General features: G+C 35.4%; 23 protein-coding genes and 1 tRNA gene. 9 read left to right on the top strand and 15 right to left on the bottom strand.

The annotated features are described in order from the left end of the window. Positions 1-155: 155 nt before the first annotated feature. From CRT24_RS18430 to CRT24_RS18415, 4 genes are all read right to left on the bottom strand, one after another. Positions 156-803: a porin family protein gene (locus CRT24_RS18430; RefSeq protein ID WP_099372569.1), complete on the bottom strand. Its 648-nt coding sequence runs from the start codon at positions 801-803 to the stop codon at positions 156-158. A 210-nt stretch (positions 804-1013) separates the two neighbouring features. Then, positions 1014-1643, bottom strand: a complete 630-nt coding sequence (locus CRT24_RS18425) for a porin family protein (protein ID WP_099372568.1) — start codon at positions 1641-1643, stop codon at positions 1014-1016. A 158-nt stretch (positions 1644-1801) separates the two neighbouring features. Next, entirely contained in the window at positions 1802-2425 is a 624-nt protein-coding gene (locus tag CRT24_RS18420) for a porin family protein (RefSeq protein ID WP_099372567.1), read from the bottom strand. A 292-nt stretch (positions 2426-2717) separates the two neighbouring features. Beyond that, positions 2718-3341: a porin family protein gene (locus CRT24_RS18415; protein WP_099372566.1), complete on the bottom strand. Its 624-nt coding sequence runs from the start codon at positions 3339-3341 to the stop codon at positions 2718-2720. Between the two features lie 296 nt (positions 3342-3637). Here CRT24_RS18415 and CRT24_RS18410 point away from each other — a divergent pair. Together CRT24_RS18410 and CRT24_RS18405 are read left to right on the top strand one after the other, a co-directional pair. After that, positions 3638-3708, top strand: a tRNA-Cys gene (locus tag CRT24_RS18410). Between the two features lie 31 nt (positions 3709-3739). After that, positions 3740-3919, top strand: a complete 180-nt coding sequence (locus CRT24_RS18405; RefSeq protein ID WP_099372565.1) for a spore protein — start codon at positions 3740-3742, stop codon at positions 3917-3919. Between the two features lie 34 nt (positions 3920-3953). On the opposite strand, the gene CRT24_RS18400 is transcribed toward CRT24_RS18405, so the two are convergent. Further along, the gene (locus tag CRT24_RS18400; RefSeq protein ID WP_099372564.1) at positions 3954-4700 is read right to left on the bottom strand and encodes a copper homeostasis protein CutC; all 747 of its coding nucleotides are present in this window, start codon (positions 4698-4700) and stop codon (positions 3954-3956) included. A gap of 127 nt (positions 4701-4827) precedes the next feature. Here CRT24_RS18400 and CRT24_RS18395 point away from each other — a divergent pair, with 127 nt between their 5' ends. Further along, positions 4828-5226, top strand: coding sequence for a hypothetical protein (locus CRT24_RS18395; RefSeq protein ID WP_099372563.1), 399 nt, complete (start codon positions 4828-4830; stop codon positions 5224-5226). Between the two features lie 154 nt (positions 5227-5380). Here CRT24_RS18395 and CRT24_RS18390 read toward each other — a convergent pair whose 3' ends face one another. Together CRT24_RS18390 and CRT24_RS18385 are read right to left on the bottom strand one after the other, a co-directional pair. Beyond that, positions 5381-5875, bottom strand: coding sequence for an ankyrin repeat domain-containing protein (locus CRT24_RS18390; protein ID WP_180269170.1), 495 nt, complete (start codon positions 5873-5875; stop codon positions 5381-5383). A 162-nt stretch (positions 5876-6037) separates the two neighbouring features. Next, complete coding sequence (locus tag CRT24_RS18385) at positions 6038-6934, bottom strand: LysR family transcriptional regulator (protein ID WP_099372561.1); 897 nt, start codon at positions 6932-6934, stop codon at positions 6038-6040. Between the two features lie 99 nt (positions 6935-7033). Here CRT24_RS18385 and CRT24_RS18380 point away from each other — a divergent pair, with 99 nt between their 5' ends. Beyond that, a complete protein-coding gene (locus CRT24_RS18380) occupies positions 7034-7648 on the top strand; it encodes an NAD(P)H-dependent oxidoreductase (RefSeq protein ID WP_099372560.1) in 615 nt (204 codons plus the stop codon). Between the two features lie 45 nt (positions 7649-7693). Here CRT24_RS18380 and CRT24_RS18375 read toward each other — a convergent pair whose 3' ends face one another. Further along, complete coding sequence (locus tag CRT24_RS18375; protein WP_099372640.1) at positions 7694-8491, bottom strand: glycerophosphodiester phosphodiesterase; 798 nt, start codon at positions 8489-8491, stop codon at positions 7694-7696. A 338-nt stretch (positions 8492-8829) separates the two neighbouring features. On the opposite strand from CRT24_RS18375, the gene CRT24_RS18370 reads away from it, so the two are divergent. Next, a complete protein-coding gene (locus CRT24_RS18370) occupies positions 8830-9069 on the top strand; it encodes a hypothetical protein (RefSeq protein WP_099372559.1) in 240 nt (79 codons plus the stop codon). Positions 9070-9154: 85 nt separating this feature from the next. On the opposite strand, the gene CRT24_RS18365 is transcribed toward CRT24_RS18370, so the two are convergent. Beyond that, positions 9155-10240 (bottom strand): Gfo/Idh/MocA family protein, encoded by a 1086-nt coding sequence (locus CRT24_RS18365; RefSeq protein WP_099372558.1) that lies wholly within the window; start codon positions 10238-10240, stop codon positions 9155-9157. A gap of 225 nt (positions 10241-10465) precedes the next feature. Here CRT24_RS18365 and CRT24_RS18360 point away from each other — a divergent pair, with 225 nt between their 5' ends. The 4 genes from CRT24_RS18360 to CRT24_RS18345 all read left to right on the top strand — a co-directional run bounded on the left by CRT24_RS18360 (position 10466) and on the right by CRT24_RS18345 (position 18762). After that, the gene (locus CRT24_RS18360; protein ID WP_099372557.1) at positions 10466-11842 is read left to right on the top strand and encodes a tryptophanase; all 1377 of its coding nucleotides are present in this window, start codon (positions 10466-10468) and stop codon (positions 11840-11842) included. A 610-nt stretch (positions 11843-12452) separates the two neighbouring features. Then, complete coding sequence (locus CRT24_RS18355; RefSeq protein ID WP_099372556.1) at positions 12453-15689, top strand: SusC/RagA family TonB-linked outer membrane protein; 3237 nt, start codon at positions 12453-12455, stop codon at positions 15687-15689. Positions 15690-15699: 10 nt separating this feature from the next. Then, positions 15700-17220 (top strand): SusD/RagB family nutrient-binding outer membrane lipoprotein, encoded by a 1521-nt coding sequence (locus CRT24_RS18350; RefSeq protein ID WP_099372555.1) that lies wholly within the window; start codon positions 15700-15702, stop codon positions 17218-17220. A gap of 18 nt (positions 17221-17238) precedes the next feature. Next, positions 17239-18762: a DUF5689 domain-containing protein gene (locus CRT24_RS18345; protein ID WP_099372554.1), complete on the top strand. Its 1524-nt coding sequence runs from the start codon at positions 17239-17241 to the stop codon at positions 18760-18762. A gap of 80 nt (positions 18763-18842) precedes the next feature. Here CRT24_RS18345 and CRT24_RS18340 read toward each other — a convergent pair whose 3' ends face one another. From CRT24_RS18340 to CRT24_RS18315, 6 genes are all read right to left on the bottom strand, one after another. Next, positions 18843-19865, bottom strand: coding sequence for a cytochrome-c peroxidase (locus tag CRT24_RS18340; protein WP_099372553.1), 1023 nt, complete (start codon positions 19863-19865; stop codon positions 18843-18845). Positions 19866-19920: 55 nt separating this feature from the next. Then, entirely contained in the window at positions 19921-20781 is an 861-nt protein-coding gene (locus tag CRT24_RS18335) for an MbnP family protein (RefSeq protein WP_099372639.1), read from the bottom strand. Positions 20782-20837: 56 nt separating this feature from the next. Then, positions 20838-21212, bottom strand: coding sequence for a hypothetical protein (locus tag CRT24_RS18330; protein ID WP_099372552.1), 375 nt, complete (start codon positions 21210-21212; stop codon positions 20838-20840). 5 nt (positions 21213-21217) lie between these two features. Then, positions 21218-23206 (bottom strand): TonB-dependent receptor, encoded by a 1989-nt coding sequence (locus CRT24_RS18325; protein WP_099372551.1) that lies wholly within the window; start codon positions 23204-23206, stop codon positions 21218-21220. A 5-nt stretch (positions 23207-23211) separates the two neighbouring features. Then, entirely contained in the window at positions 23212-24138 is a 927-nt protein-coding gene (locus tag CRT24_RS18320) for a hypothetical protein (RefSeq protein ID WP_099372550.1), read from the bottom strand. Between the two features lie 143 nt (positions 24139-24281). Beyond that, positions 24282-24584, bottom strand: a complete 303-nt coding sequence (locus CRT24_RS18315; RefSeq protein WP_099372549.1) for a hypothetical protein — start codon at positions 24582-24584, stop codon at positions 24282-24284. Between the last annotated feature and the right edge of the window lie 211 nt (positions 24585-24795).

Below are 24795 nucleotides of genomic sequence, written 5' to 3'. Positions count from 1 at the left end.
ACTAATACCCTTTCTATCTAACATCTCATATCTCAAATCTCATATCTCCTTTAATAAATACTAATACCCTTTCTATCGCAAATCTCATGTCTCACATCTCATATCTAATCTCATATCTCACATCTCATATCTCATATCGATATCCATATCTAATCTCAAAACTGAAATCCTACACCGAAATTAAATGTTCTATATGAGGAAGAAGGTAATGAAACATTCTTTATTCCATTTAGATCTGTTAATCCGAGTCCATATCCAGCTTGAAATAAAAGGCCATTTTTCAATTTATAACCTAAACCAAAATTAACACCGGCATCTATCCTGTTCATGTATTTATTATTTCCACTGAATTTGATGTCAGATGACCTTTCTTGAGTCGAACCCGGCTCATAATTTGATTCCTTTATTTTTCCTGAAATATTATAGCCAATATATGGACCTGCCGAAAGAAAGATATCGCCATAACCAACAGGAACATAATAAATCATATTTATAGGAATTTCAATGGACATGGTATTCATAGTCCCTTTATAATCCCCCTTTATATCAGGATCCATGATAGAACCTGGAGCAATTGTTTTAGAACCTTTTCCCTGTAAGGACAAACCTGGTTGAATGGACAAGCGGGATGTCAGGGGAAATTCTGCAAATCCGGTAACAAAATAAGAAGGAGTGTAATTTTGGAATTTACGCTCCGTAATCTTGGAAAAATTCATTCCTGCTTTTAAACCATAAGTAGTTTGAGCATTCGCTGCAAAAATGGAAATAAAGGAAAATCCTAGAACTGATAAAATTGTTTTCATGATTCATAATTTAATTTTAGACCAAAATGTATTTTAAATTGTATTTAAATGAAGTTTTATAAGTTTCGTACTTTATGTTGCATGAAATATGAGATTTGAGATATTAACCGGGATATCATTTCTTAACTCTCAAGTCCTCATAGCTCACCTTCTATCCCATATCTCATATCTCAAATCTCATATCTCATATCTCACATCTCATATCTAATCTCAAAACTGAAATCCTACTCCGAAATTAATGGTTCGATTGGAGAAGGATTTACTGTTCTTGGAGGCGTTTAGATCGCTTAAACCTAGGCCATAACCTGCTTGGAACAATATTCCATTAGAAAGCTTATAACCTAGGCCAAAATTAAGGCCGGCATCTAGTCTATTCATGTTTTTGTCGTTTCCACTGAAGTTGACATCACGTTCACTTTCGCCATTTGGACCTGAATCTTTGATTTTCCCACTGATGTTATATCCAAGGTATGGTCCAGCAGAAATAAACATTTTCCCATTTCCGACTGGAACATAGTATACAGCATTTACAGGAATCTCAATAGACATCGTATTTAATGTTGATTTGTAGTCTTCCATTGGAGTTTGATCCCAGTTAAAACCTGCTGATTGAAATTTTGCACCTTTCCTTTGCAAGGATACACCCGGCTGAATAGAGAATTGAGAAGACAAAGGAATGTCTGCAAAACCAGTTATAAAGTAAGAGGGGTTGAACTTTTGATCTTCTAGATTGGAGACCTTTGATAGATTCATTCCAGCTTTTAGGCCATAAGTAGTTTGAGCCTGTAAGGCACAGATGGACAAGGCGCCAATTGCCATTGAGGATAAAATTTTTTTCATAATGATTATTTATAATGTGAACCCAAAAGTATTATACCTAACCACAAATAAATGTTACCAAACTGTTAATTAACAATATTTCACACAGGATAATTTTGCTGTAAAAGATAAAGACTCGCCTAAGCGAGTCCTTCTCTTTTTATTTAGCAAAATTCAGCTTAAAATTGGAATCCAACACCTATTGAAAATACTCTATTTGATAGTGCTTTTTCCTCCTTGTCAACATTCAAATCTGCTAGCCCTAATCCATAACCAGCATTTATCAATAGTCCACTAAAAAGCTTATAGCCTATCATAGCATTAATACCAAAATCAAGTGGTTTCATATTTTTATCCTTCCCTGAAAATTTAATTTTCTCTTCTGCGCTTTTACCATTGACCGTTTCCTTGTACTTTCCACTGATATTGTATCCAATGTAAGGTCCGGCACCAATAAATACTTCTCCAGTACCTGCAGGAATGTAATATACAGCGTTTACGGGTATTTCTATTGCCATAAGATTCGTACGAACAGAGGCTTCGTTTTCACCCTCTTTAATAGATGCTTTAGCACCCTTTCCTTGCAAAGATAAACCTGGTTGGATTGAAAATTGGTCAGCTAAAGGTAAATCAGCGAATGCAGTGACAAAATAGGACACATGACTCGGAGTCTTCACTCCTTTTTCAACTTCAATATTCATTTTTGCCATGTTGACTCCAGCCTTTAGACCAAATCCTGTCTGAGCCATAGCTCCAGGAATCGCAAATCCACATAGGATCGCCCATAATAAAACTTTTTTCATAAATCATAATTTATTGTTAATAAAGTAAATGTAATTTACTTTTATTATACTTTCAAAATAATTAACAATAAATTGAATGCTATTATTTACTATAAAGATTTTATTATAAAATTTTAAAAAATTCAATTAATTATTTTATTAAAATATTTGAAATCATTTAATTTTTCAATTATTTAATCAGCAGACGCAAAATAACATTTGAGGGCATTAAATGTTACAAGCAAAAAAAAAGGCAACCCTAACGGATTGCCCTTTATTTATTCACTAAGGCGATTAAGCCTTTTCAATTTGCTTAGAATTGGAAACCAAGACCGAATGATAAGGTACGGCTATTGATATTATCGCCATCTCCAGGATTAAGATTTGTTAACCCTAAACCATAACCAGCGTTGATTAATAATCCATTGTTGAATTTGTAACCACCTAGGAAGTTAACACCAGCATCAATAAGATTCATATCTTTATTATCTCCTGAAAATTCTAAATCCCATTCAGTTTCACCAGTATATCCAGCTAAATCTCCTTTTAATTTGTCTTTACCTGAAATATTGAATCCCACATAAGGACCAGCACCCAAGAAAACGTTACCTGCACCAGCTGGAATATAATATACAGCATTTACAGGAACTTCAAGAGACATTACATTTCTAGTATACTCTGCACTAGAGTTATCTAATGAACCAGTGAATTTAGTTCCTTTACCTTGTAATGAAACACCTGGTTGGATAGAGAACTGAGATGCTACTGGAATATCAGCAAAACCTGTTACGTGAAAAGACACGTTATTGCTTTGATCTGAACCAAGGTTTGAATATTTACCTAAGTTAACACCAGCTTTTAATCCGTAGCTAGTTTGAGCTTGTGCTCCAGCTGCTAATAAAAATGCAGCACCCATAGTAAGTAATAATTTTTTCATATTCTTTTTATTTTTTCTTATTTAATGGTCTCATTAATTGTAGTTGAGACACTGCAAGACTTGCAAAGTTTAGACCAAAATGAAAATTTTAAACAAATACCTTATTAAAACATTTATAATCAAGTGTTTATTTTTCAATAAATTTTATTTTCATCTTATGGTATCCCCTATAACCAATTAATTAAATTAAAAATCAATGCCTTAGAGATGTTAAGAAGAAATACCTAAACAAAAAGCGAAAAAGGTTTTTTTATTTTAAAATTTAATCCTATTTTTGCATGCCTGTAAGGGTAAAGGGTCGGATGGCCGAGTGGCTAGGCTGAGGTCTGCAAAACCTCCTACAGCGGTTCGAATCCGCTTCCGACCTCGTTAATAACAATTAAAAATATTTTATCACAATGGGAGTTACACGTTTAAAAAGAAAAGATAGAAGAAATAAAACTGTTGCACGCGTTGAAGTACAGTTTTTAAAGCTTGGCCGTAATATTGAACCAGGTTCAAAAAGCAAAATGCCGAAAAACAGCCAAATCACTAAGAATGACGCAATCTTAGATAAACTTTCAGCAGACGCTAAATAAGTTTAACAACAACATAAAAAAGCCTGTAGAATATCTACAGGCTTTTTATTTGTGCTACAATCTCCTCAACCTTCGCTTGAGAACTGTAAATTTCGTCCTCATCCATCCCATTCACAGAGTCTATTTTAAATTCCATTTTTGATTTCTCAATCACTTTTGCTGAAGAATGAATGCTTTTGGCACCCGTGTAATTCAAGATTGCTGTTACATTCGTTGCATCAACTCCAGAGCCTGGCATTATTTCTATTCTATCCCCAGCTTGCTGAACTAGTTTCTTTAGAAGATCCCTTCCCTCCCATGCTGTATTCTGTTGTCCTGAAGTCAATATCCGGTCACATCCTAGTTCAATGATATCCTCCAATGCCTGCATTGGATCCTTGCATCGATCAAATGCCCGATGGAATACAACACACATTGGTTTAGCTTCTGTTACCAAAATTTTCATTCTTTCTTTATCAACAGAACCATCAGCATTCAATATTCCAATGACAATTCCGTCACATCCCGCTTCTTTGCAATAAATAATATCTTGACGGATTTCGTTGAATTCATCATCGTTATAAAGGAAATCACCAGTCCTTGGCCTTATTAAAACATGTACACCGATATTTAAGCTGTCTCTTGTTAATTTGATCTGTCCATAAGATGGCGTTGTTCCTCCATTTTCTAAGTTCTGACACAACTCAATTCTACTTGCTCCACCAGCCTCTGCCTGCTTTGCTGAGAAAATTGAATTGGAACAAATTTCCAATTTTAAACCATTTATCTTAACTTCATTCATAAACCAAATATATTCCTTTTAAACCAGTATAACCGACATAATTATTTAATTCACATATAATCAATAAATTATTAAAACAAAATGAGATTATACTTGTTGAAAATCGTGCGAGCAAAATAACAACATTATGCCACTTATTTCAAAACAACGAGAAGTGCAGATTCATTTATCATCACTATATGATAACCTGCAAACTAGTGTCGAGAAAATGAAGAAGGAACTCAAGACCCATCGATCTGAGTATGAAGACGCCTGTCATTTACACATTAAGTCTGGCTTTCAACTTGAAAAGTTATGGCTTAAAGCAGACCGTAATTATCAGAACAAATTCCGTGAGTTCGAAACCCATTGTTTTCTATTAGATATTCTTTCTGATTATCGTGATGAAGAAGGAAATTTCATTCACATGGATGAATTTATCCTAACACTTGAATCGCTGCTCAAACAATTCGTAAAGCAGGAAGCTTACGAAACATGTGCTGTCATTAAAAAATGGCAGGACCATATTACAAACAAACACAGATAAATCAATTTATTTGCCTGTTTCTCTTTAGGAGAATTTCTTTTGGTCAACCGATATTTATCAAAAGAAATCCTAGAGAACAAAACCACACGTCTCCATACTGTCAAATTTGTAAATATTTTTTACCTTTGAATTATCCAATAGCATTAAAAGAAATTTAATTGCCAAAAGATACCGGTTCTTCAAATATTTTCTTTAAGATTTCCCAATTTTTATTTTCGTCGCAAAGAAGATCTCTCGCAGAAATACCATAATTGTTTTTCAAATCTGGGTTAGCACGATACTGCAGTAATAGAGATATTATATTTATATCTACGTTATCCATCATAGCTCGCCATAGAGCAGTATTACCAAAATGGTCCTGTAAATCAACTTCAATTCCAGATTTAAGTAATAACGACACCAAATCTAGTTGATTGCTTTCTACAGCAATATGTAAAACACTGAGTCCTTTTTTATCTTGATGGTTAAGGTTTGCATGCTGCCGAATGGCCCACTCTACTAGTTCCGGCTCACCATAAAGTGCAGCATTTAATAATAATGTCCTATTAAATCTATCGGTTTTATTAACACCATTCTTTCTATAATACTCTTTTACTTTATGAAACTCACAGCTTTTTATTGCTTCAATATGAGTGTCAATTTCTTTCAATTTTAAAGTCAAAGCTCTACTCCTTTCTTTTTGGATTCCAAAAAACCCGCTTTTAACAGTCTTGTAATTAGCTTTATCTAAAATAAGTTAACAAAAAAATTCATAAACTCAAAACATACCCTCCAAATCTCAAAACGTTTTCAAAAATTTCAACTTATGTTTTTACCATTTTTCTTTCAACAGTTCTTCTAGTTTTTCTATTTCTTTTTTATAGATAGTTTTTTTCCGGGTTCCAAAATATAGGATATTTTCCAGAGGGTCATCTCCTTCATATACCAGTTTTATTTTTCCTGACTCCAGAGCATCTTGACAAAGAAAATCAGGAACTACGGAAAACCCTTCAGAATTCCCAAGACAACGGATTATGGAAGAAATATTCGGGACGATATAATTGGGGCTAAAATCAGTATGTTCAGCAAAATGCTTCATCCAAAAGTGTTTAAGGTGAGCCATATCCGCAGCCGTACTATACCACAACTGTTTCTTCAGCCAAGCAGAAGCCTCCTTTAGCTTCCCAGAATTTAAAAGATTTTCTAATTCAATTGTGTCAGTTTTATTGCCAGCGACTAAAACAATTCTTTCTTTAGAAAATGGCTCATATTCCAAATTCTTCTGATTTCCTTTATGCGAAGAAACAATCAAATCCAATGACCCATTGTCCAAATCTTCTTGCATTTGTTCATATTCCCCAAATTTGATTATCAAATTAAAAGGCAATTCTGTTACATGTTCTTCCAATGTATACTGAAAGGTTTCAAAGCACATACCTATAGAGATGGTAGCGCGCTCAGTTTGAGAACGTTTATGAAATTGCTCCTCAGCCAATTCCAATTTACCTAAAGGTTCAAGGATAAAATTATAAAGAATCTTACCTCGTTCTGTAGGAACCATTTTTCTTGCTGATCTGTCAAACAGTTTTGTTCCTGTAAACGATTCTAAGGAATTTAGATGAAGGCTAACTCCAGGTTGAGAAATAAATAATTCTTGAGCCGCAGCAGACAAAGTTCCTGTTTCATAAATAGCTTTAAATGTTCGTAGCCACTCTAAATTCCATCGCATAACTATAATATTAATTATATAAACACCAAACTTAAATTATTTTAAATATACATAAAAGTAATAGAACTTTGTCATATCACAAATTATAATGATAGAAATATGAACATATTTATAATCAATGCAGGACAAGTCTTTTCACATTCAGGTGGAGCATTAAATCGCAGTATAACAGAATGGACGCGCAATTATTTTCAACAAAATGGTTATGACGTACGCGTAACAGACATCAATGATAAATTTGACCCCCTAGAAGAAGTGGAAAATTTCAAATGGGCAGATATCATAGTATATCATATGCCTATTTGGTGGTTTCAAGTTCCGAATAAGTTTAAATTTTATATTGATGAGGTATTCAATGCTGGCCATCAAAATGGAATGTACTTTAGCGATGGTAGAAGCAGAAAAAACACAGCAATAAATTACGGAAAAGGGGGCTTAATGCATGGGAAAAAATATATGGCCACCACTTCATGGAATGCTCCAGATACCGCTTTTACATTGGAAGGAGAATTCTTTGATCAAATATCTGTAGATAATGGCATCTTATATGGCTTCCATAAAATGAATCAATTTGTAGGAATGGAAAGAATCCCTGGTTTCCATTTGCACGATGTTGAAAAAAATGCAACTGCTGAAAGGATAAATAATTATCATCAGCAATATCTTAAACATTTAGCAAATGAATTCTCTGCCATAGAATCAGTCTGCGAATAAAATATAAATGGAAAAGCGAAACCGAAATTCGCTTTTCCATTTATATTATTTCAATTTGATTTCAGGGGCATTTTCTTTCACCCATTCTGTTACCGCAATTGGCACATCAGAACATAAATAGTCACTACCTAAATATACTCCCAAAAGGAAATCGTCAATTGACCTCCCTGGCCATAAGCTCACCGTTATTCCTTGTTTCTTTGCTTCGATCACCATATTTCTAGTTGTACCATGTACGCTGGCTCCAATTCTGTTGATTCCTAATTCTTTAGCTTCATCAACCACTTTTTGCGTCAAGCCTTCACCTTTAATAAAAAGCATGTCTACCTTTGGATAAGTCTTTTTCAAATATTGCAAAGGTCTTTTATCAAAAGACGTTAAAAGGTAATCTGACCCAGCAGGTTTATTTGAATATGTTTTCTCATAGAGCTGATCACAATATTTTTGTAAATCTTCCTCCGAATACATCGGTTTATTGGTTTTCATCTCAAACTCAATGTAAACCCCTGGCTTATCCTTAAAGAATTCTACCACCTCATCGAGAGTCGGTATTGGATTTCCTTTTTTCGTTTTTAGTTTTTTGATTTCTTCAAGAGTCATTTCCTCAATCTTTCCTTTAATTCCAACTATTCTTTCAAGGTTATCATCGTGAAAAATTACGAGTTGACCATCTTTCGTCAATCTTACATCCGTTTCGTAACCTCGCATTCCTTTTTCATAAGTTGCCTTAAAGGCTGAGATGGTATTCTCATCATACTCATGAGCCCCTGCTCTATGTGCAAATAATTTTACTTCAGCTTTCTGAGAAAATCCTTCAGGGATAAATGCAAATAAAAAAATCATAAGGACAAGGAGGTTGTTACAATTACTAGGTTTTGTTAAATAGGTTGATTTCATTTTTTAAGGTTTTGTTTTTCAAACTATAAATATAAGGGGATATATATTTTTCGAACAAATCAAACAGATTATTAATATAAAATTAATACAAAATCAACCAGAAAATATTCAGAATAAAATTGAACAATTATAAAATTTAATATAATTGATAAATATTTTTTATTTAATTTAATATTTAAATTATAAACATCTATTTATTCTTATTGGTGAATTTTAAAATTATTTAATCAAAAAATACCCGAAGACAGGTTCTTTTTCGGAATTCCAAATTAAAACTTAAGATTATGAAAAGTATCGGTTCAATTTTATTTATTTATGGTTTGTTAGCCATTATTATGAATTTTTTCAATGCTGTTCCAAGACTTCTTTTATGGATTTACAATTGGGGCGAAGGCACCGCTTGGGGCATAAAAATCGCCTTTGTAGTCGTTGGTGCAGTATTGTGGATTATCGGAAATAAAAACAAAGAAAAAGAATTGCTACCAGCGGAGGAGCCTAATAACGATCAAAAAACACAAATATAATTTTAACTACAAAAACCTCAGAACAATAAGTTTTGAGGCTTTTGGTTAGATTCGAAGGGAATCGCTAAAGTTATTTGACTGAATTTTAGTTTAAATAAACCGTTTTTTTCTCTTTTGCGGATTTCATTGCGGCCTCCAATATTTCAACCGCGATTACATTCACTTTCAATCCATATTGATCGAATTCCTGCATTTTGAAAGTTCCATTTACAACCGCTGCTAGGAATGAAAATGGATCATTGAAAGGTGCAGGTCTTGGTGGAAGCTTATGGATCTCCTCCGGTTTGTTTTCCTGCAATCTAGATCTCAATGTGGTTGGATCTACAGCAATAGCATATCCTTTATTGCCGTAAACTTCCATATCCTTTCTTGAAAAAGTCCAGTTCCAAGAACCCAGAATGATACATTGTGCTTTTGGATACTGCAAAACAATGGTTGCTTCATCATCAACATCTTTATATATCTCAGGTTTGTTCTGCTGAATAACGGCAGTTACTGAATTAGGTCTTTCTCCATTTAATAGCCATGTCATCAAGTTGGCACCGTAACATCCAAAATCAACTAAGGCTCCAGCCCCATTCTTTTTTGGATCTGTCAATATTTCTAAAAACTCGTTGCTTACACCAATTTCTTTTGGCCCTTGGTGACCATCATTAACCATTACTTTTCGGATTTCACCTAACTGGCCTGTTTCCAATAAATTTTTGATCTCTTGGTTGCTCTGGTACCATGAAGTCTCATAATTAGTCAACACATGGATGTTATATTTGTTGGCCAAATCCTCGATTTCAATTGCGTCAGCCAAGGAAGTTGCCAAAGGCTTTTCTACCATAACATGGATTTTCCGGGGAGCGCAAGCTCTTACTACATCAACATACTCACTAATGGCACCGAATGCCGATACTGCAGCAGGTCTCTTTTGTTCCAACATTTGATCCAGATCCGTAAAAAACATAGATCTATCTAAGTTATATCGCTTCGAATAACGCTCAATTAATTCAGGATTTGTTTCATATATCCCTACCAATTCCACATCGTTTTTGTCTTTACGATTAAAGATCCAATCTACATGACCATGACTGAGCCCGGCGATGGCAAGTTTCAGAGGAGTTTGTCCAAATGTTTCCATTGCAAACACAACAATAAACAAGGAAAGTAATAATGATCTCATAGGAATGACTTCTATAATTGTAATTATTTATTTAGGATGTATTCCTAAAATATGCAAAAAGAGTGAAAAATAGAATTTGAACTTTTCATACAATTGCCATTTTAGGAATATGATTTTGCAATACATCTCTCTATTTTTTACAAAAAATACATTTAAACGAAATTTCATCTTTTATTATTAGAAATATGTTAATTTAATCTCGTTTTATAACCAAAAATAAATTTTATGGAATTACCCTGGGCAGAGCCTTATAAGGTGAAGATGGTTGAAGAAATTTACATGTCTACCCGCGAGCAAAGAGAGAAATGGATCGATGAGGAAGGCAATAATTTATTCAACTTAGCAAGTGACCGAGTTTTTATTGATTTGCTGACCGACAGTGGAACGGGAGCCATGTCTGACCGGCAATGGGCAGAAATAATGATGGGTGACGAAAGCTATGCCGGATCTCAATCGTATTTGAAACTGAGAGAAGTGGTCAGGAATACCTTAGGATTTCCTTACTTTCTTCCTACTCATCAAGGACGTGCTGCCGAAAATGTCTTGTTCAGCATCTTAGTGAAAGAAAACAATGTAGTTCCTGGGAATTCACATTTTGACACGACGAAAGGACATATTGAGTTTCGCAAAGCACATGCAATTGACTGTACAATAGATGAAGCTTTTGATATCAATGATTTGCACCCTTTTAAAGGAAATATAGACCTCAAAAAATTAGAGGAAGTTTACAAGGCGCATCCAAAAGAAAACATCCCTTTTTGTATGATTACTGTTACCTGTAATTCATCGGGTGGTCAGCCAGTATCTATGGAGAATATTATTTCAGTAAAAGCACTTTCAGATAAATATGGAATTCCCGTTTTTTTCGATGCTGCTCGATTTGCTGAGAATGCATATTTTATTAAGGAAAGAGAGGAAGGATACCAAGACAAGAGCATCAAGGATATTGTCAAGGAAATGTTTTCTTATGGGGACGGATTTACCATGTCAGCAAAAAAAGATGGACTCGTTAATATTGGAGGACTTTTAGGCATGCGCAATGAACAGTTATACCGCGCTTGTGGCAATATGGGCATTATCTACGAAGGCTTTATTACGTATGGAGGATTGGCAGGACGTGACCTTGCAGCTTTGGCTCAGGGTTTATTGGAGTCGACGGAACTACCCTATTTGAAGGCTAGGATTGATCAAGTCGAATATCTTGGCAACAAATTAATAGAATATGGAATTCCTATTCAGAAACCGATCGGTGGACATGCCGTTTTTGTGGATGCTTTGAATTTTCTGACCAATGTCCCTCGGGAAGAATATCCAGCTCAAACCTTAGCTATAGAACTATATAAGGAAGCTGGTGTGAGAGGTGTAGAGATTGGAACACTATTGGCAGATCGCGACCCAGAAACTAGACAAGATCGGTTCCCTAAATTGGAACTTCTCCGTTTAGCTATTCCTCGGAGAACTTATACCTACAAACATTTAGATTATGTCGCTGTCGCTCTGAAAAACATTTTCGACCGTAGAGATGAAATTAAATCGGGATTGGAAATCGTATGGGAATCAGAAATATTGAGACACTTTACAATCTTGTTGAAGAAAAAATAAGATAGACATCCTTTCTTTAAAATAAACCAACCTTTATCTTTCAAATGATTCCAACAGATTCAAAAATGAGAGATAAAGGTTTTTTTTGCATTTTCCTTATTTGCGTCTTTATGCATCATTACTTCACAGGTTACTCCATTCCCTTTTTTATTACAATTTAATTTTATTTGATATAAATATTTTAATAAAGAAAAATTAGCATAAAATAGCATCCCACCCCTATTAAAATCCATATTTATTTAACAAAACGAAAGAAAAATTAACAATATTAAATTAAAATTTTTAGTAAACTTCCTAAATATTAAAACACATTTCTTATTTTTAGTCAGAGAATCAATTAAATTATTATAAACCTTATTAATTATTCAACATTTTCTTAACATAGAATTTACATTCCAATTGTAGTTTTGCGCAATGCAGTTCACAAGAAGTGCAACAAACAGCACTAATTGAAAATTAAAATAGTTCAATACCAACTATTTAAAATTTAACTGGATTTAAGGTGGTAAATCAAACCATTCAAAAAACCGCAATGTAGTTATTTTCTAATGTTTGCAGACCAAAAGTATTTTAATAATTAACTGTTTGATATTATTAACTAAATTTTTTAATGAAGAATCATTTTACAAAAATTAGCAAGTTAGGACTCCTGTTGATGCTCGGTCTCTCCTACACTACGCATGCTCGAGCAAATCTGAGTCATTTTCCGATGTCAGAATTTTCCGCTCAGGAAGTTATTGATGTTAAAATTACAGTCGTTGATGCAAAGACAGGAAATCCTTTAAATGGAGTTAACATCATGAACAATAACAAAGCTATTGGCTTTACCAATTCAAATGGTGTATTCCAAGGTTCTGTATTAAAAGGATCAACGATAAGCATTAAAATGATTGGTTATAATGCTACCTCTTTTAAGGCAGAAAAAGACAACTACACCATCCAATTAACGGAAGTTGATGAATCTATCGAAGAAGTTGTTGTTACAGCACTGGGCATAAAACGTGAGGAACAAGCCTTAGGGTATGCTGCAAGTACTGTGAAAGGGGAACAACTTACAGAGGCATTATCCAACAACTGGATGGATGCACTATCTGGTAAAGTCGCAGGTGTCAACTTAATGCGCTCCAATTCAGGACCTGTAGGTTCAACTAAAATTATCTTAAGAGGTGAGAACAATCTAACGGGTGAAAATGAAGCCTTGATTGTTGTTGATGGAGTAATTATTAATGGCGGGTCTGGACGTCGTTCTGCACTAGGTTCAGACAGTCCTTATGGAACGGGATCTGATAATATGCCTGTAGATTATGGCTCCGGTATGGATGACATCAATCCGGAAGATATAGAAAGTATTACCGTCCTCAAAGGACCTGGAGCCGCAGCACTTTATGGGCAAAGGGGCGCAAATGGTGCCGTAATCATTACTACAAAATCAGGAACTCAAAAATCAAAGGGAATTGGGATAACAGTGAATTCAAATACTTCTTTTGAATCCATGAACCGTTCTCCTGAACTGCAATACGTATATGGTCAGGGTCTTGATGGTGCTGCTCATTATTCATTTGGAAGTACGGTTGATGGTGGAAGTACAAGTGGAACGAGTTCTGCATATGGTCCTAAGTTCGATGGACAAGAATTTTTTCAATGGGACCCCTTGACACAGAAAGTTGGGGAGTCGCGAACTCCTTGGAGAGCATATGACGGCAAGAATGGAGTCAACGGATTCTTTGATGTCGGCCGTACATTCACAAACTCTGTTTCCATTGATGGTAGCACTGATAAAACTACTGCAAGATTTTCAGCTACCAACGTTCAGAACAAATGGATTGTACCAAATACAGGTTATAAACGCAATACATTGGCCCTTTCGGTTAATTCAAAAGTTACTGATAAACTAACAATCAATTCGAAAATCAACTACAACAACCGTTGGTCCGACAATTTACCTGGTTCAGGTTATGGAAATCAATCGTTGATGTACTGGTATATTTTTTGGCAACCTAGCGCAGATATCAATTGGCTACGGAACTACTGGGTAAATGGTGAAGAAGATCGTAAGATTTCCTATCCATTCAGTACTTATCCTGAGAATCCATATGCCATTTCTTATGAATTCATTAATGCCAACAACAGGCATACCATCACCGGTAACGCTCAGGCAAGCTATCAGTTCTCTCCAAATCTAATGGCTCAGGTTCGGGCTGCAATGGACATGTCAACAGAGGACAGAAATCAAAATCGCCCCTATGATGCAGGTTCCAGATTGCGTGAAGGTTCTTACCGTAGTCAATCGGTATTTTCAAGAGAAACAAATCTAGATTTCTTGGTTAGATATAACAAAGAAATCAATGAAGATTTTGACTTTTCAGTTACGGCGGGTGGAAGTACACTTCGTAACGAATACAGAAGAGATGAATTAACCTCTGATGGTTTATTTTATCCAGGAGTCTACAACCATGGAAACGCTAGATATGGTGTTAAAACAAAACAAATTATAGAAAAGTTTGAAACCAACAGTATCTATGGGTTGATCACAACAGGTTACAAGGAATTCTTATATCTTGATGCGACAGCTCGTATGGACTGGACCAGTACGCTAGCTACAATCTATTACCCAGATAAGAAATTAAACTTCTTCTATCCGTCGATCAATGGTAGTTTTGTGTTCTCTAAACTATGGGAATTACCAGAATTCATCAATTTCGGTAAAATCAGGGCATCATTTGCTGGAACAGGATCTGGAGTTCAGAGACCTTATCAAACTTCTTTTGTTTATGAAAACCCAAATTCATTAATCGGAGGAGCTTTATCAAATCCTACTAGCTTAGTTAACCCGTTAATTCGTCCTCTTCGCACGACATCTCTTGAATTCGGTACGGATATCCGTATGTTAAAGAACCGCATAAAATTAGACGTCGCATGGTATAAAGCTAATTCTATGGACCAACACTTATATAGATTCGTTGACCCAGCATCTGGTGTTAGCAGGTTCTTGGTGAACTTTGGTGAAGTAGAAAATAAAGGATTGGAAATCAGCTTAAATACGGATCAAGTAAAAAAGGATGACTTCACTTGGTCATCGATGTTAACCTTCACAACCAATAAAAATGAAATCAAACAATTAACGGACAGCTCAATTGTTCTTCAACAACGATCAGTAGGATCTGGTCAGATTGTGGGTATGGTCGGTGGAAGTTTAGGGGATCTATATGGAATCGGATATTTAAGAGCGCCTGATGGTCAGGTAATTTACGATGAATCGACAGGTTATGCCAAATTGACTAATCAAGTTGTTTATCTAGGGAATACGATCCCTAAAGGAAAAGCTTCTTTTGGAAATAGCTTTTCTTATAAAGGACTTCGTTTAAATGTTTTGTTTGACACACAATGGGGTGGCGTTGGACATTCTTTGACCCATTATAAACTTGCAGAACAAGGTAAAACAGTCAACACGTTGCCAGGCAGATATAGTGGTATGATCGGTAACGGTGTAATCCAGAATGCAGATGGCACTTTCCGTCCTAATGATGTTGTTGCTAAAAATATCGATGAATATTATAGATCACATTTTGGACAGGACAATGCTGAGGGCAGCACCTTCCCTACTGACTTCATCAAATTTAGGGAAGCACGTTTAGACTATTCATTAAGTAAGAACCTGGTATCACGTTTAGGCATTAACCGTGCTACGATTGGAGTTTATGGTCGTGATCTATTTATATGGACAAAATGGCCGGCATTTGACCCTGAATTTGGAACACTTGATGGTGGTGATATTGTCAAAGGATTTGAAATCGCACAATTCCCTTCAACACGCACCTTTGGTTTTAACCTTATCGTAGGCTTTTAATTTGAAAATTATGAAACTGAAAAATATATTTATACTTGGGTTATTGAGTGTTTTGACCTTAGTATCTTGTGACAAAGGGTTCAATGAGCTCAATATAGATCCCACCAAAACAACAGAAGCATATCCTGAACAATTCATGACCCATGCTTTGATGCAGACGGTTTCGGCAAATATGAACCGAAACAGAGGATTTAACAATGAATTGATGCAAGTAACTGTTTCTATCGGCGATGGAGAATATAAGGTCTTCAGGTATGATTTCAGAAGAAGTTGGTCTGATTACCTATGGAGCAGCCATTTCTTGAATATGTCGAATTATAAAGACATGTATGCTAAAGCAGCGAATGAATTAACTTTAAATCCATCTTACCAAGGAATTTCATTGATTTTACAAACTTGGACCTATTCTATCCTTACAGATACTTATGGCGACATTCCATATTCCCAATCTACTCAGGGAAGAGATTCCTTGCTATTTGAACCCAAATTCGATGCTCAAAAAGATATCTATGCGGATATGTTTGCAAAGCTGGATACCGCAAACAATCTTTTGAAAGCAAATACGGGAATAAATGCAACAGTGGACCCTGTTTTTGCTGGAGATGTGGCTAAATGGAGAAAATTTGGAAATTCTTTGTACTTACGCTTGTTATTGCGAGTTGCTCATAAAGCTGAAATGAAAGAATATGCTGTAGGGAAAATTAAGGAAATATTAGAAACAAACAGTTCGAATTACCCAGTTATATCAAACAACGAGGAATCAGCGATTTTAAGATGGACTGGAGAGGGCGTATTTATTTCGCCATTCATGTCCACTCGTGTACAAGATTTTAGGGCAACGGCTATAGCAGAATATTTTATTGATTTTCTTAGAGACACAAACGATCCTCGCTTGAATATTCCGGAATACGGAACTTCCGGAGTAAACCGTTGGGGTATCGCTCCAGTTTCTGGAAATTTTGTTGGCGTTCCGAGTGGATATGCTGCAGGAAGTGAAGATTACTCGAAGATGTCATATTTCTACTCAGCAGACCAAAATAATGGAGTAAACAGCATCCAACAAGAACCATTGACCGGCATGATCATGAATTTTGCTGAAGTGGAATTTATCAAGGCTGAGGCTATGTTAAAAGGTTATATTACGGGAGATCCCAGTGTTCCATTTTACTCTGGAGCTGAAAACTCCATTAAGCTCTGGGTTCCAACATGGGCAGATGATATTAAAGAACATTTAGCTGCTTCTGATGTAGCTTGGGATCCTGCAGCATCATTTGACAAGAAGATGGAAAAAATACACCAACAAAAATATTTCGCTTTATTCTTAGTGGATTTGCAACAATGGTTTGAATATCGAAGAACAGGACACCCGATTCTTCCGAAGGGAGAAGGCTTAAAGAACAATGGCGAGATGCCTGCCCGTATGCAGTATCCTGTTTATGTTCAATCTTCCAATCCAACAAGTTACAGAGAAGCTGTGGCGCGTCAAGGAGCAGATGAAATCAATACAAAAATGTGGTGGCAAAAACCTTAATCAAAAGAAATTATTGACATGAAAAGTATTATAAAACAAATAATTGGATTTGCGGTTTTGTTGGGCATTACGGCAAGCTGTGCTGACACAAACTACCCTGGGGGAGAAGTAAATCCTACGATTGGAATCTATGATGTACGCAATTTATATAAAGGTTCGCCAGTCAGTTTAAATGTGGAGTCATTGGGAGGATCCAACAATATTTCAGCAACTGTTATTTCTGACCATTCTGCAGGCAACATTCCTGAAGGATTATTAATTGTTCAAGACGCTCAACGGCTGGATCTTTTGCGAGGAATCGCTATACCATTGGGTTCCCAGGCAAAAGATTTTGTACCTGGAGATTCACTGGTTATCAATATAGACGGAGCAGAACTTGACCGAGTGGATGATGTACTTCAAATCAAAAACATCACCATTGATAAAATTCAAAAAGTAGCATCTGGGAAAACAGTCTTTGCTACGATGACCAATACAGCAAGAATTGCTGCAAAACCATATGATTATGAAAGCACATTGGTTGCTATTGTTAAAGGAGGCTATGAATATAGCCCTACAGAAGGTCAGGTAATCTCTGGGGACCAAACAATTAATGATGGATTTGGAACCATTACATTAACAACAGATGCTTCATCTTCTATCGCGAATTTGCCTCAATATAAAATGGCAAATTACTATGGTATTATTTTCACTAAGACAGTTCAGGATAGTGTTATAGGATACCAACGATTGAGGAAAAAGAGTGATTTGGTGGAACTTAAGTCAGAGTACAAAGTTCCAAAAGCCATCATTACCGGATGGACAAATGACCCTAAAGGAACGGATTCAAACAACGAATATATTCAGTTTATGGCAACTGAAGATATTGATTTCTCCAAGACTCCATTCTCAGTCGTGACAACAAATAATGCCAATGCATCTACTCCGACCGGATTTCCTCGAAAAGGATGGGCGACAGGAGGTATGCGTACTTATAAATTCAATTTGACCAGTGGTTTCGCAAAGAAAGGAACCTTGTTTTATGTGGGTGGTTCAAAAAAATTGATAATGAGTACTGGATCAACTAGTATCGCTGATGCGAATTGGATTACTTCATATGACTATGCTGGAAATGATGGTCAAGGATTTGGCAATAAAACAAGCAACTTATTAGCAAACAGTGGTAACGCTTATGGAATAGCCATTTTTCAAGGAACAGAAGTTACAGAACAGTCTATTCCTGAAGATGTCATTTTCGTAGCTACAGGCGGGAGTCTAGTTGGTAATGGTTTGGGTTATCGAATTGCCAATACAGATTTTTATGATATCATCAATCCAGTTTCTTTAAAAGAACAACCCTTTTATCGTTCAGGATCGAATAACAACAATATACCTTATAATACTCCTTCAGATGCAGGTTATTTTAATATGATGGGAGGAGAATATAACATCAAATTAAGCAGGTGGACGAAAGCTAGAGTTAAGTATGCTCCTATTTTGGAGAAAACTTCAACATTGGCAGATATTGAGAATCCAGAGTTTCTTACGAAACTTATAGATTAACAATGGAATATATTGAATAAAAGGGAGGTTTTTGACCTCCCTTTTATTTTTTCAATCTTTTACGCTATACTTGGTTTTTTCTAATTACCAACAAAATCCTTATCACTCAATGTATTGATAAAAGATATAATATCTAATTTTTCGCTTTCAGTCATTTCTATTCTATTTCCTTTATTTTTCAATACAGGATCTAGGTTGCTTGCATTTTCAACACCAGCATCCAAATAATCCAACACTGCCTTTAAAGTGGGAAATTGTCCAAAGCTACCATATGGTGCAGTAAACTCGGCATTTCTCAAGGAAGGAACCCTAAATGCCATATAATCTTCTAATTTACCAGTAACCCTCGCTCGCCCAGCTTCTTCAGAACTAGGGTTTAATGGGAATCCGATATTCCTAAAGCTTTGGTCTGTAAATAATTCACCGCTATGGCAATTGGCACATTTGAGCTGGAATACAGCATAGCCTCTTGCTTCTGAATCTGTAAACTTCTCCCCTTGTTTTCTTTTCACCCTATCATATTTACTGTTAGCTGAAACCAACATATAAGCATATTGAGCTATACTTTTATAGATTCTTTCAGCAGTAACTTCCGAATCCCCAAACGCCTTGAAGAATAAGTCTGCATAATCTTTATCTACCTTTAATTTGCCAATTACCTCTAGAATTGAGGAATTCATTTCTTCATGGGTGATGATGGGAACCAAGGGTTGATTTTCTAGTTCAAGGATATTTCCATCCCAATTATAGAATTCCATAAAAGCTAGGTTTTGGATTGGAGGAGTATTACGCAGTCCAACTCGATTATAGATGCCAATAGCTTTTGGATTATTATCTGCAAAAGCATTTGATTGATTGTGACAACTCGCACATGAAATCGTGTTGTTTCCGCTTAACCTTTTTTCATTAAACAATTTTTCCCCCAACTGGACTCCGTATTTAGTTGGCCTATTATCCAAAACCGCACTATTGACCTTTGGAAATCCAATAGGTAAGTTCAACGGAACTTCTGGATTATCAATGGACACAGGTAGGTCCACCTCATCTCTTTTACAAGCAATAAGAAGAATGAAAACGCTTAATATAAATAATATCTTTTTCATGAATGAAAGAGATATGGTCGTCATTTTAATGAATGACGACCACATCCTTTGTTTATTAATTTTCTACTTTACTGATGGAGAATATTCCAGAAAGATCGCTAGTTCCGTTTCCACCGAGGTTGTCTACAAATTTTACCATTTCCATTGCTGTATGTAAACTTGGCGTAGCATTTCCGGCACCTAAGGTTATGGTATTTGTTTTTCCACTCAATAATTTATCAAAATCAGCATCAATGGTTATTTTTGGAGATTTCTTGCTGACCGATGCTGTTTGAGGCAATTTTAAGGTAATATCTCTGTAGGCATCCACTCCTTGTTTATAGGTAGATTCATCATCCTTCTTGCCCGCTACGGTGCTACCGGTATGGATGGAAAGGGTTTTATTGTCTGTACCATAGAAACCTTCGATTTTGGCAAATCGGTAGCCTGTACCCCATTCCCAATGCATTTTAGTATCGTTTGCTCCAGCTTGACTATAAAAGGCTGGAAACCTGGTTTCATCCAATTTATTTAAATCAGTTTTAACACCTAAACCGAATTTAATTTCCTTGTACTCTCCTACCGGGATATTTGTTAATTTGTAATCCAAGGTCTGTACTTTTGAATGATCAATTACCGTCGCACCATTGTCTAGGTTGTTGATATTGTAAGGCAATTCTGTTCCATCGTCTTTGATCAATCTGATATTACTGATTACGTACTTTAATTCTGAAAAATGATGAATTTGATTAGCCGCTGATGTATTTTTTGTTGCTGCAGTTGAAGTAGCATCACCCAATACAATGGTTTTTCCTTTGAAAGTATTGTTGAAATGCAGAGTTACTTCATTGGCAACTTGTTCACTGTCCTCTTTACTACAAGAAGTTAATATTGATACGGCTAATATTAGAGTTAAATACTTTGATAATAATTTCATTTGATATTTATTTTTAAATTTTGAATTTTTATTAATTGAGTTTTTCAATCGGTATTTTAACAATATAGTGGTGGTGGAATAAATATCTCTAGCTCAGGTTCTTTATAGGTTTTATCTTTATAAGAAGAATAGTTTTTATTAATATTTACTGAAAGAGACTTTGGCAACAATTCGAAATACACCGCAGCATACAGATCTACCTTTTTATAGTTTTGCAGCAAGTTTTTTTTGTCGTTTTTATTTTGTGCCTTTTCCAGTTTCTTCTTCAGGAAACAGTGACCATGACAGTTCAAAGCTGGCCTATTTTTATTGATGCAATATTGTTCCTCAATTTGTTTTTGATTTAGTATAAAGTGCGTATAAATGATGGTTTGCTGAAAACCTATCAGCAAAGACAAAAACATCATTAAAACACTTACAAACTGTTTCATCCCTATCAAAAACTTATTTTCAAAGCCACAAACATGTTCCTTCCCATTCTTGGGATATTTCCCCAGTCTGCATAGGTACTGTAGTATTTATTAAATATATTTTCTGCACCAATCTGTACGGATGCCTTATATTGTCGAAATGGCATGGAATAATCGGCAGAGGCATTAAATACGGTATATGCTGGAGTTTGATCTTCTCCATATTCAGGGCTGAAATCCTTATGCTCCAGATCTCCATTCAAAGAAGCCCGTATTCCAAAGTTTTGATGCATATAATGCACGGATGTCATATAACTCAAAGGCCTGATAAAGGGTAAATTCCCACCTTTATGATCTTGAGATTTTGCATAGGTCAAAGTTCCTTTCCAATGCAGATGCTCCAAGATATCGTAATTGGCATTCAAGGCGAAGTTAAAAAGCTTGGCATGATCCAAAGATGTATATCCCTTCACTCCTACTGACTGATAATTCATGGGACTTCCCAAGCTCAAGATTTTTCCAACGATATAATCCTTTATGTAGAAATAATTGACCTTAGCTTCAATTGTCAACTTTTCAGTTTTATAGCCTGCACTAGCATTCGCTTCATATGATATTTCATTTTTGAGGTCTGGGTTTCCGATATAATCATATCTATCGAAACTGTTATAGATATAATATCCATATCCTTCTGAAACTGAGGGAGCTCTATGTCCATAGCCTGTGCCAACGGAAAACTCGAATTGATTCAAAGAAAGATGATAGCTTGCATGCAATCCTGGCAACACCCTGTTTTTCTCTTGGGGTGTCCCTGGGTGAAAGATCCAATTGAATTCAGGGTATTTTACTTTATTATAATTCCAGCTCAACGTACCTCCAAAATTCAAGTGTGAAAAGTCATTAAATTCCCAAGAGTTGTTGATAGAAACGCCTGCAAATCGGGTGGTAACCCAAGGCCAACTATATGCAAACATTGTTTTTTTTGACCTATCTTGAGGGTACATGGTCATTTCGGCAATAGAAAGGTTTTCATAGGCATTTAATTGAATTTCCGAACTGAAACGATTGTTTTTAAGATTTACCTTGGAAACCAATCCATAGGTATTGCTCCATCCGGGCATATCCATGTGAACCAAATTTTCAGGTCGTTTTGTATCGTCCATATAGTGTTCTATGGCATTAAAATACAGCTTCGTATCCCACACTTTTACTATCCCTTTTTCAAACATTTGTTTATAGGCTGCAGAAGTAATAATAGCTCTAGAGAGCCATAGATCCATAGGCAGCGCAGGATAACCAACATCTTTTGCTCGATCAAAAATTGCATCTATTTTAATCGAGGAAAGCTCATTCGTTTTATAGGCTAAACCTAATGAGGCATTCAGTTTGTTATATTGAGAATGGTTTACTTCATGATCATGACCATCATAGTAATTCCCAGCTTTTCTTAAAGCAATACTTCCGTCAGCTACAAAACGATTACTTGAATATGAAAGGTTACCAAGGTTGAAATATTGCTTGTTATTAAATTCAAAGCCTGTTTGATAGGCTCCAGACCAAGTCTTTTGTTCTGAAAAGGAAGTACTTTTTCTTTTCAGGTCGATACTTCCGGCTACCGTTGCGCCATGCATGGAACCTTCTTGACCTGATGTCACATCGATGCTAGATAGATTATTGCTTTCAACATAGGATGTGATGGGATCCATTTTATCCGTACAAGCTCCAAAGACATGCATACCATCAATCGTTATGGTTGATCGTTCCGAACTCATGTTGTTCAGCAATGGCTCCCATGCGTATGCTCCTCTTTTAATGAAACTGATATTGTCTGAGGAAGCTAAATATTCATCGACAGATACTGCCATTTTAAGGTCGGTTTGGATTTTCCTTTTGATAAACCCCTTAACCCTTACCTCTTCAATTTTTTCTACGGTATCTTTCTGAACGTCTGTTTGTTGTGCGTTCACATTTATTCCAATGCATAGAACTATTAAGGTTATACTAATTCTCTTCATGACTATCAGAATAAAATATCAATGTGCAACTCACTTTTTACACCTTCCACACCTGGTGTGAAAGTGGTTGGAACTATTGTACCTTTCAAGATTTTACCAACCTGATTTTGCATGATAAAATTCAAGGTCCAGTTTCCTGTCATGGTATAGTTCACTACACCATGGTAGAGGCCATCATCTCCTTGTATGAGATCCTTATTATTGGGTGAAGAGTGATTTCCCATGGATGGTTCGGGCATCCTCGGATCTAATTGAAGGACATAATCCTTCGCTTCAGAAAAAGAAAATTGAGTTTCGTCAGGAAATTCTGCTGCTATGGCTGTATTAGGCTTGTTATATTTATAAATTCCAGCGACAATATCATTTTCGCCAACTTTTGGATTTCGAGGTGAAATTAAAGCGATCCAATATTGCTCGTTGTCATTGCCAATAAAGGATGTCATATTTAAGTTTTTGTTGGTTTGCTCTTGTACTTTTATTTCTTTATTTACCTTGACAATTTTTGCCGCCTCATTTATTTTGAGGTATAGTTTCCAAGTAAATTGATTTGCACTTACTTCTGGAAACACGGCATATCCTGAATAGCTTTCGTCGGATTCATTAAACTTCAAATTATATAAATGTGGACCAGAAAATTTACTCCCTTTTGCATCAGTAGATATTGGCAAAAGCGAAACTTCGGCTGCTTTTACTTTCTTTTTTGACTGAGCATTTACAACATTTATTTTTAACTCATTATAACCTTTATAAAAGGCTCCGTTCTCTGTTAATATACTGATTTCGTAACCAGCATCTTTTATTAAAATAGCCTCTTTAAATCCAGATTCACCTGGTGTTATAGGCTTAATTTCTCCTTCATAGTCAGTCTTCGCTTTTGTACAGGACGCCAACATCAAGCACATAGCTGCAAGAAATATTAGTAATCTTTTCATCTAAAATGAATTGATAATCAATTGATTCTTAAATAATAAATTTTGGGATTGGAGGTGAATAAATAGGAAATTTACTCTTGTTGCTTTCAGAAAATGAAAGTTAAACTAGAGTGGATTGTTTATTCAACCTTTTAAGGAATAGTTTAGGCAATTGGAGGGCGAAAAACCGATGAATGGTGGTTGAATCTATAATCAACTAAATAAGTAGAGAAATGTGTTTCTACAATTTCCTCTTTAGTTACTTTTAAATCAAAAACAGGTTGAGATTTATGAACATATAGCGAGTTATATTCATAGATGATCAAGTTCTTTTTAGAGTCTTCTTTCTCCTGTTCTTTTATTTTTTTCATCAGAACACACTGACCGTTACAGTGTAGGTCTGGTCGATCCTTATTGATACATTGGGCAATGTATTCAGGTAAATGGATCTCATAATCCATAGTCATAAAACATCGATAGAACGATTGTAAGGTCAATGCAAGTAAAAGAAAATATGTGCAGAAACGTTTCAAAACCTATAAATTGTTTTATGTCTTAAATTATTATCGCCAAATATACGGAAAGATTTATCAGCATAAATGATAATCATCATTAAATTTTGTTTTTGAAGGCATTCCGAATTAATCCTATCGTTTTTCTATCTTTATAAATCTAGTT

The organism is Sphingobacterium sp. 1.A.5, from assembly GCF_002734235.1.
Lineage (GTDB): Bacteria > Bacteroidota > Bacteroidia > Sphingobacteriales > Sphingobacteriaceae > Sphingobacterium > Sphingobacterium daejeonense.
Note: the sequence above shows the minus strand (reverse complement) of the source record. Positions and strands in the feature narration are given on the sequence as shown.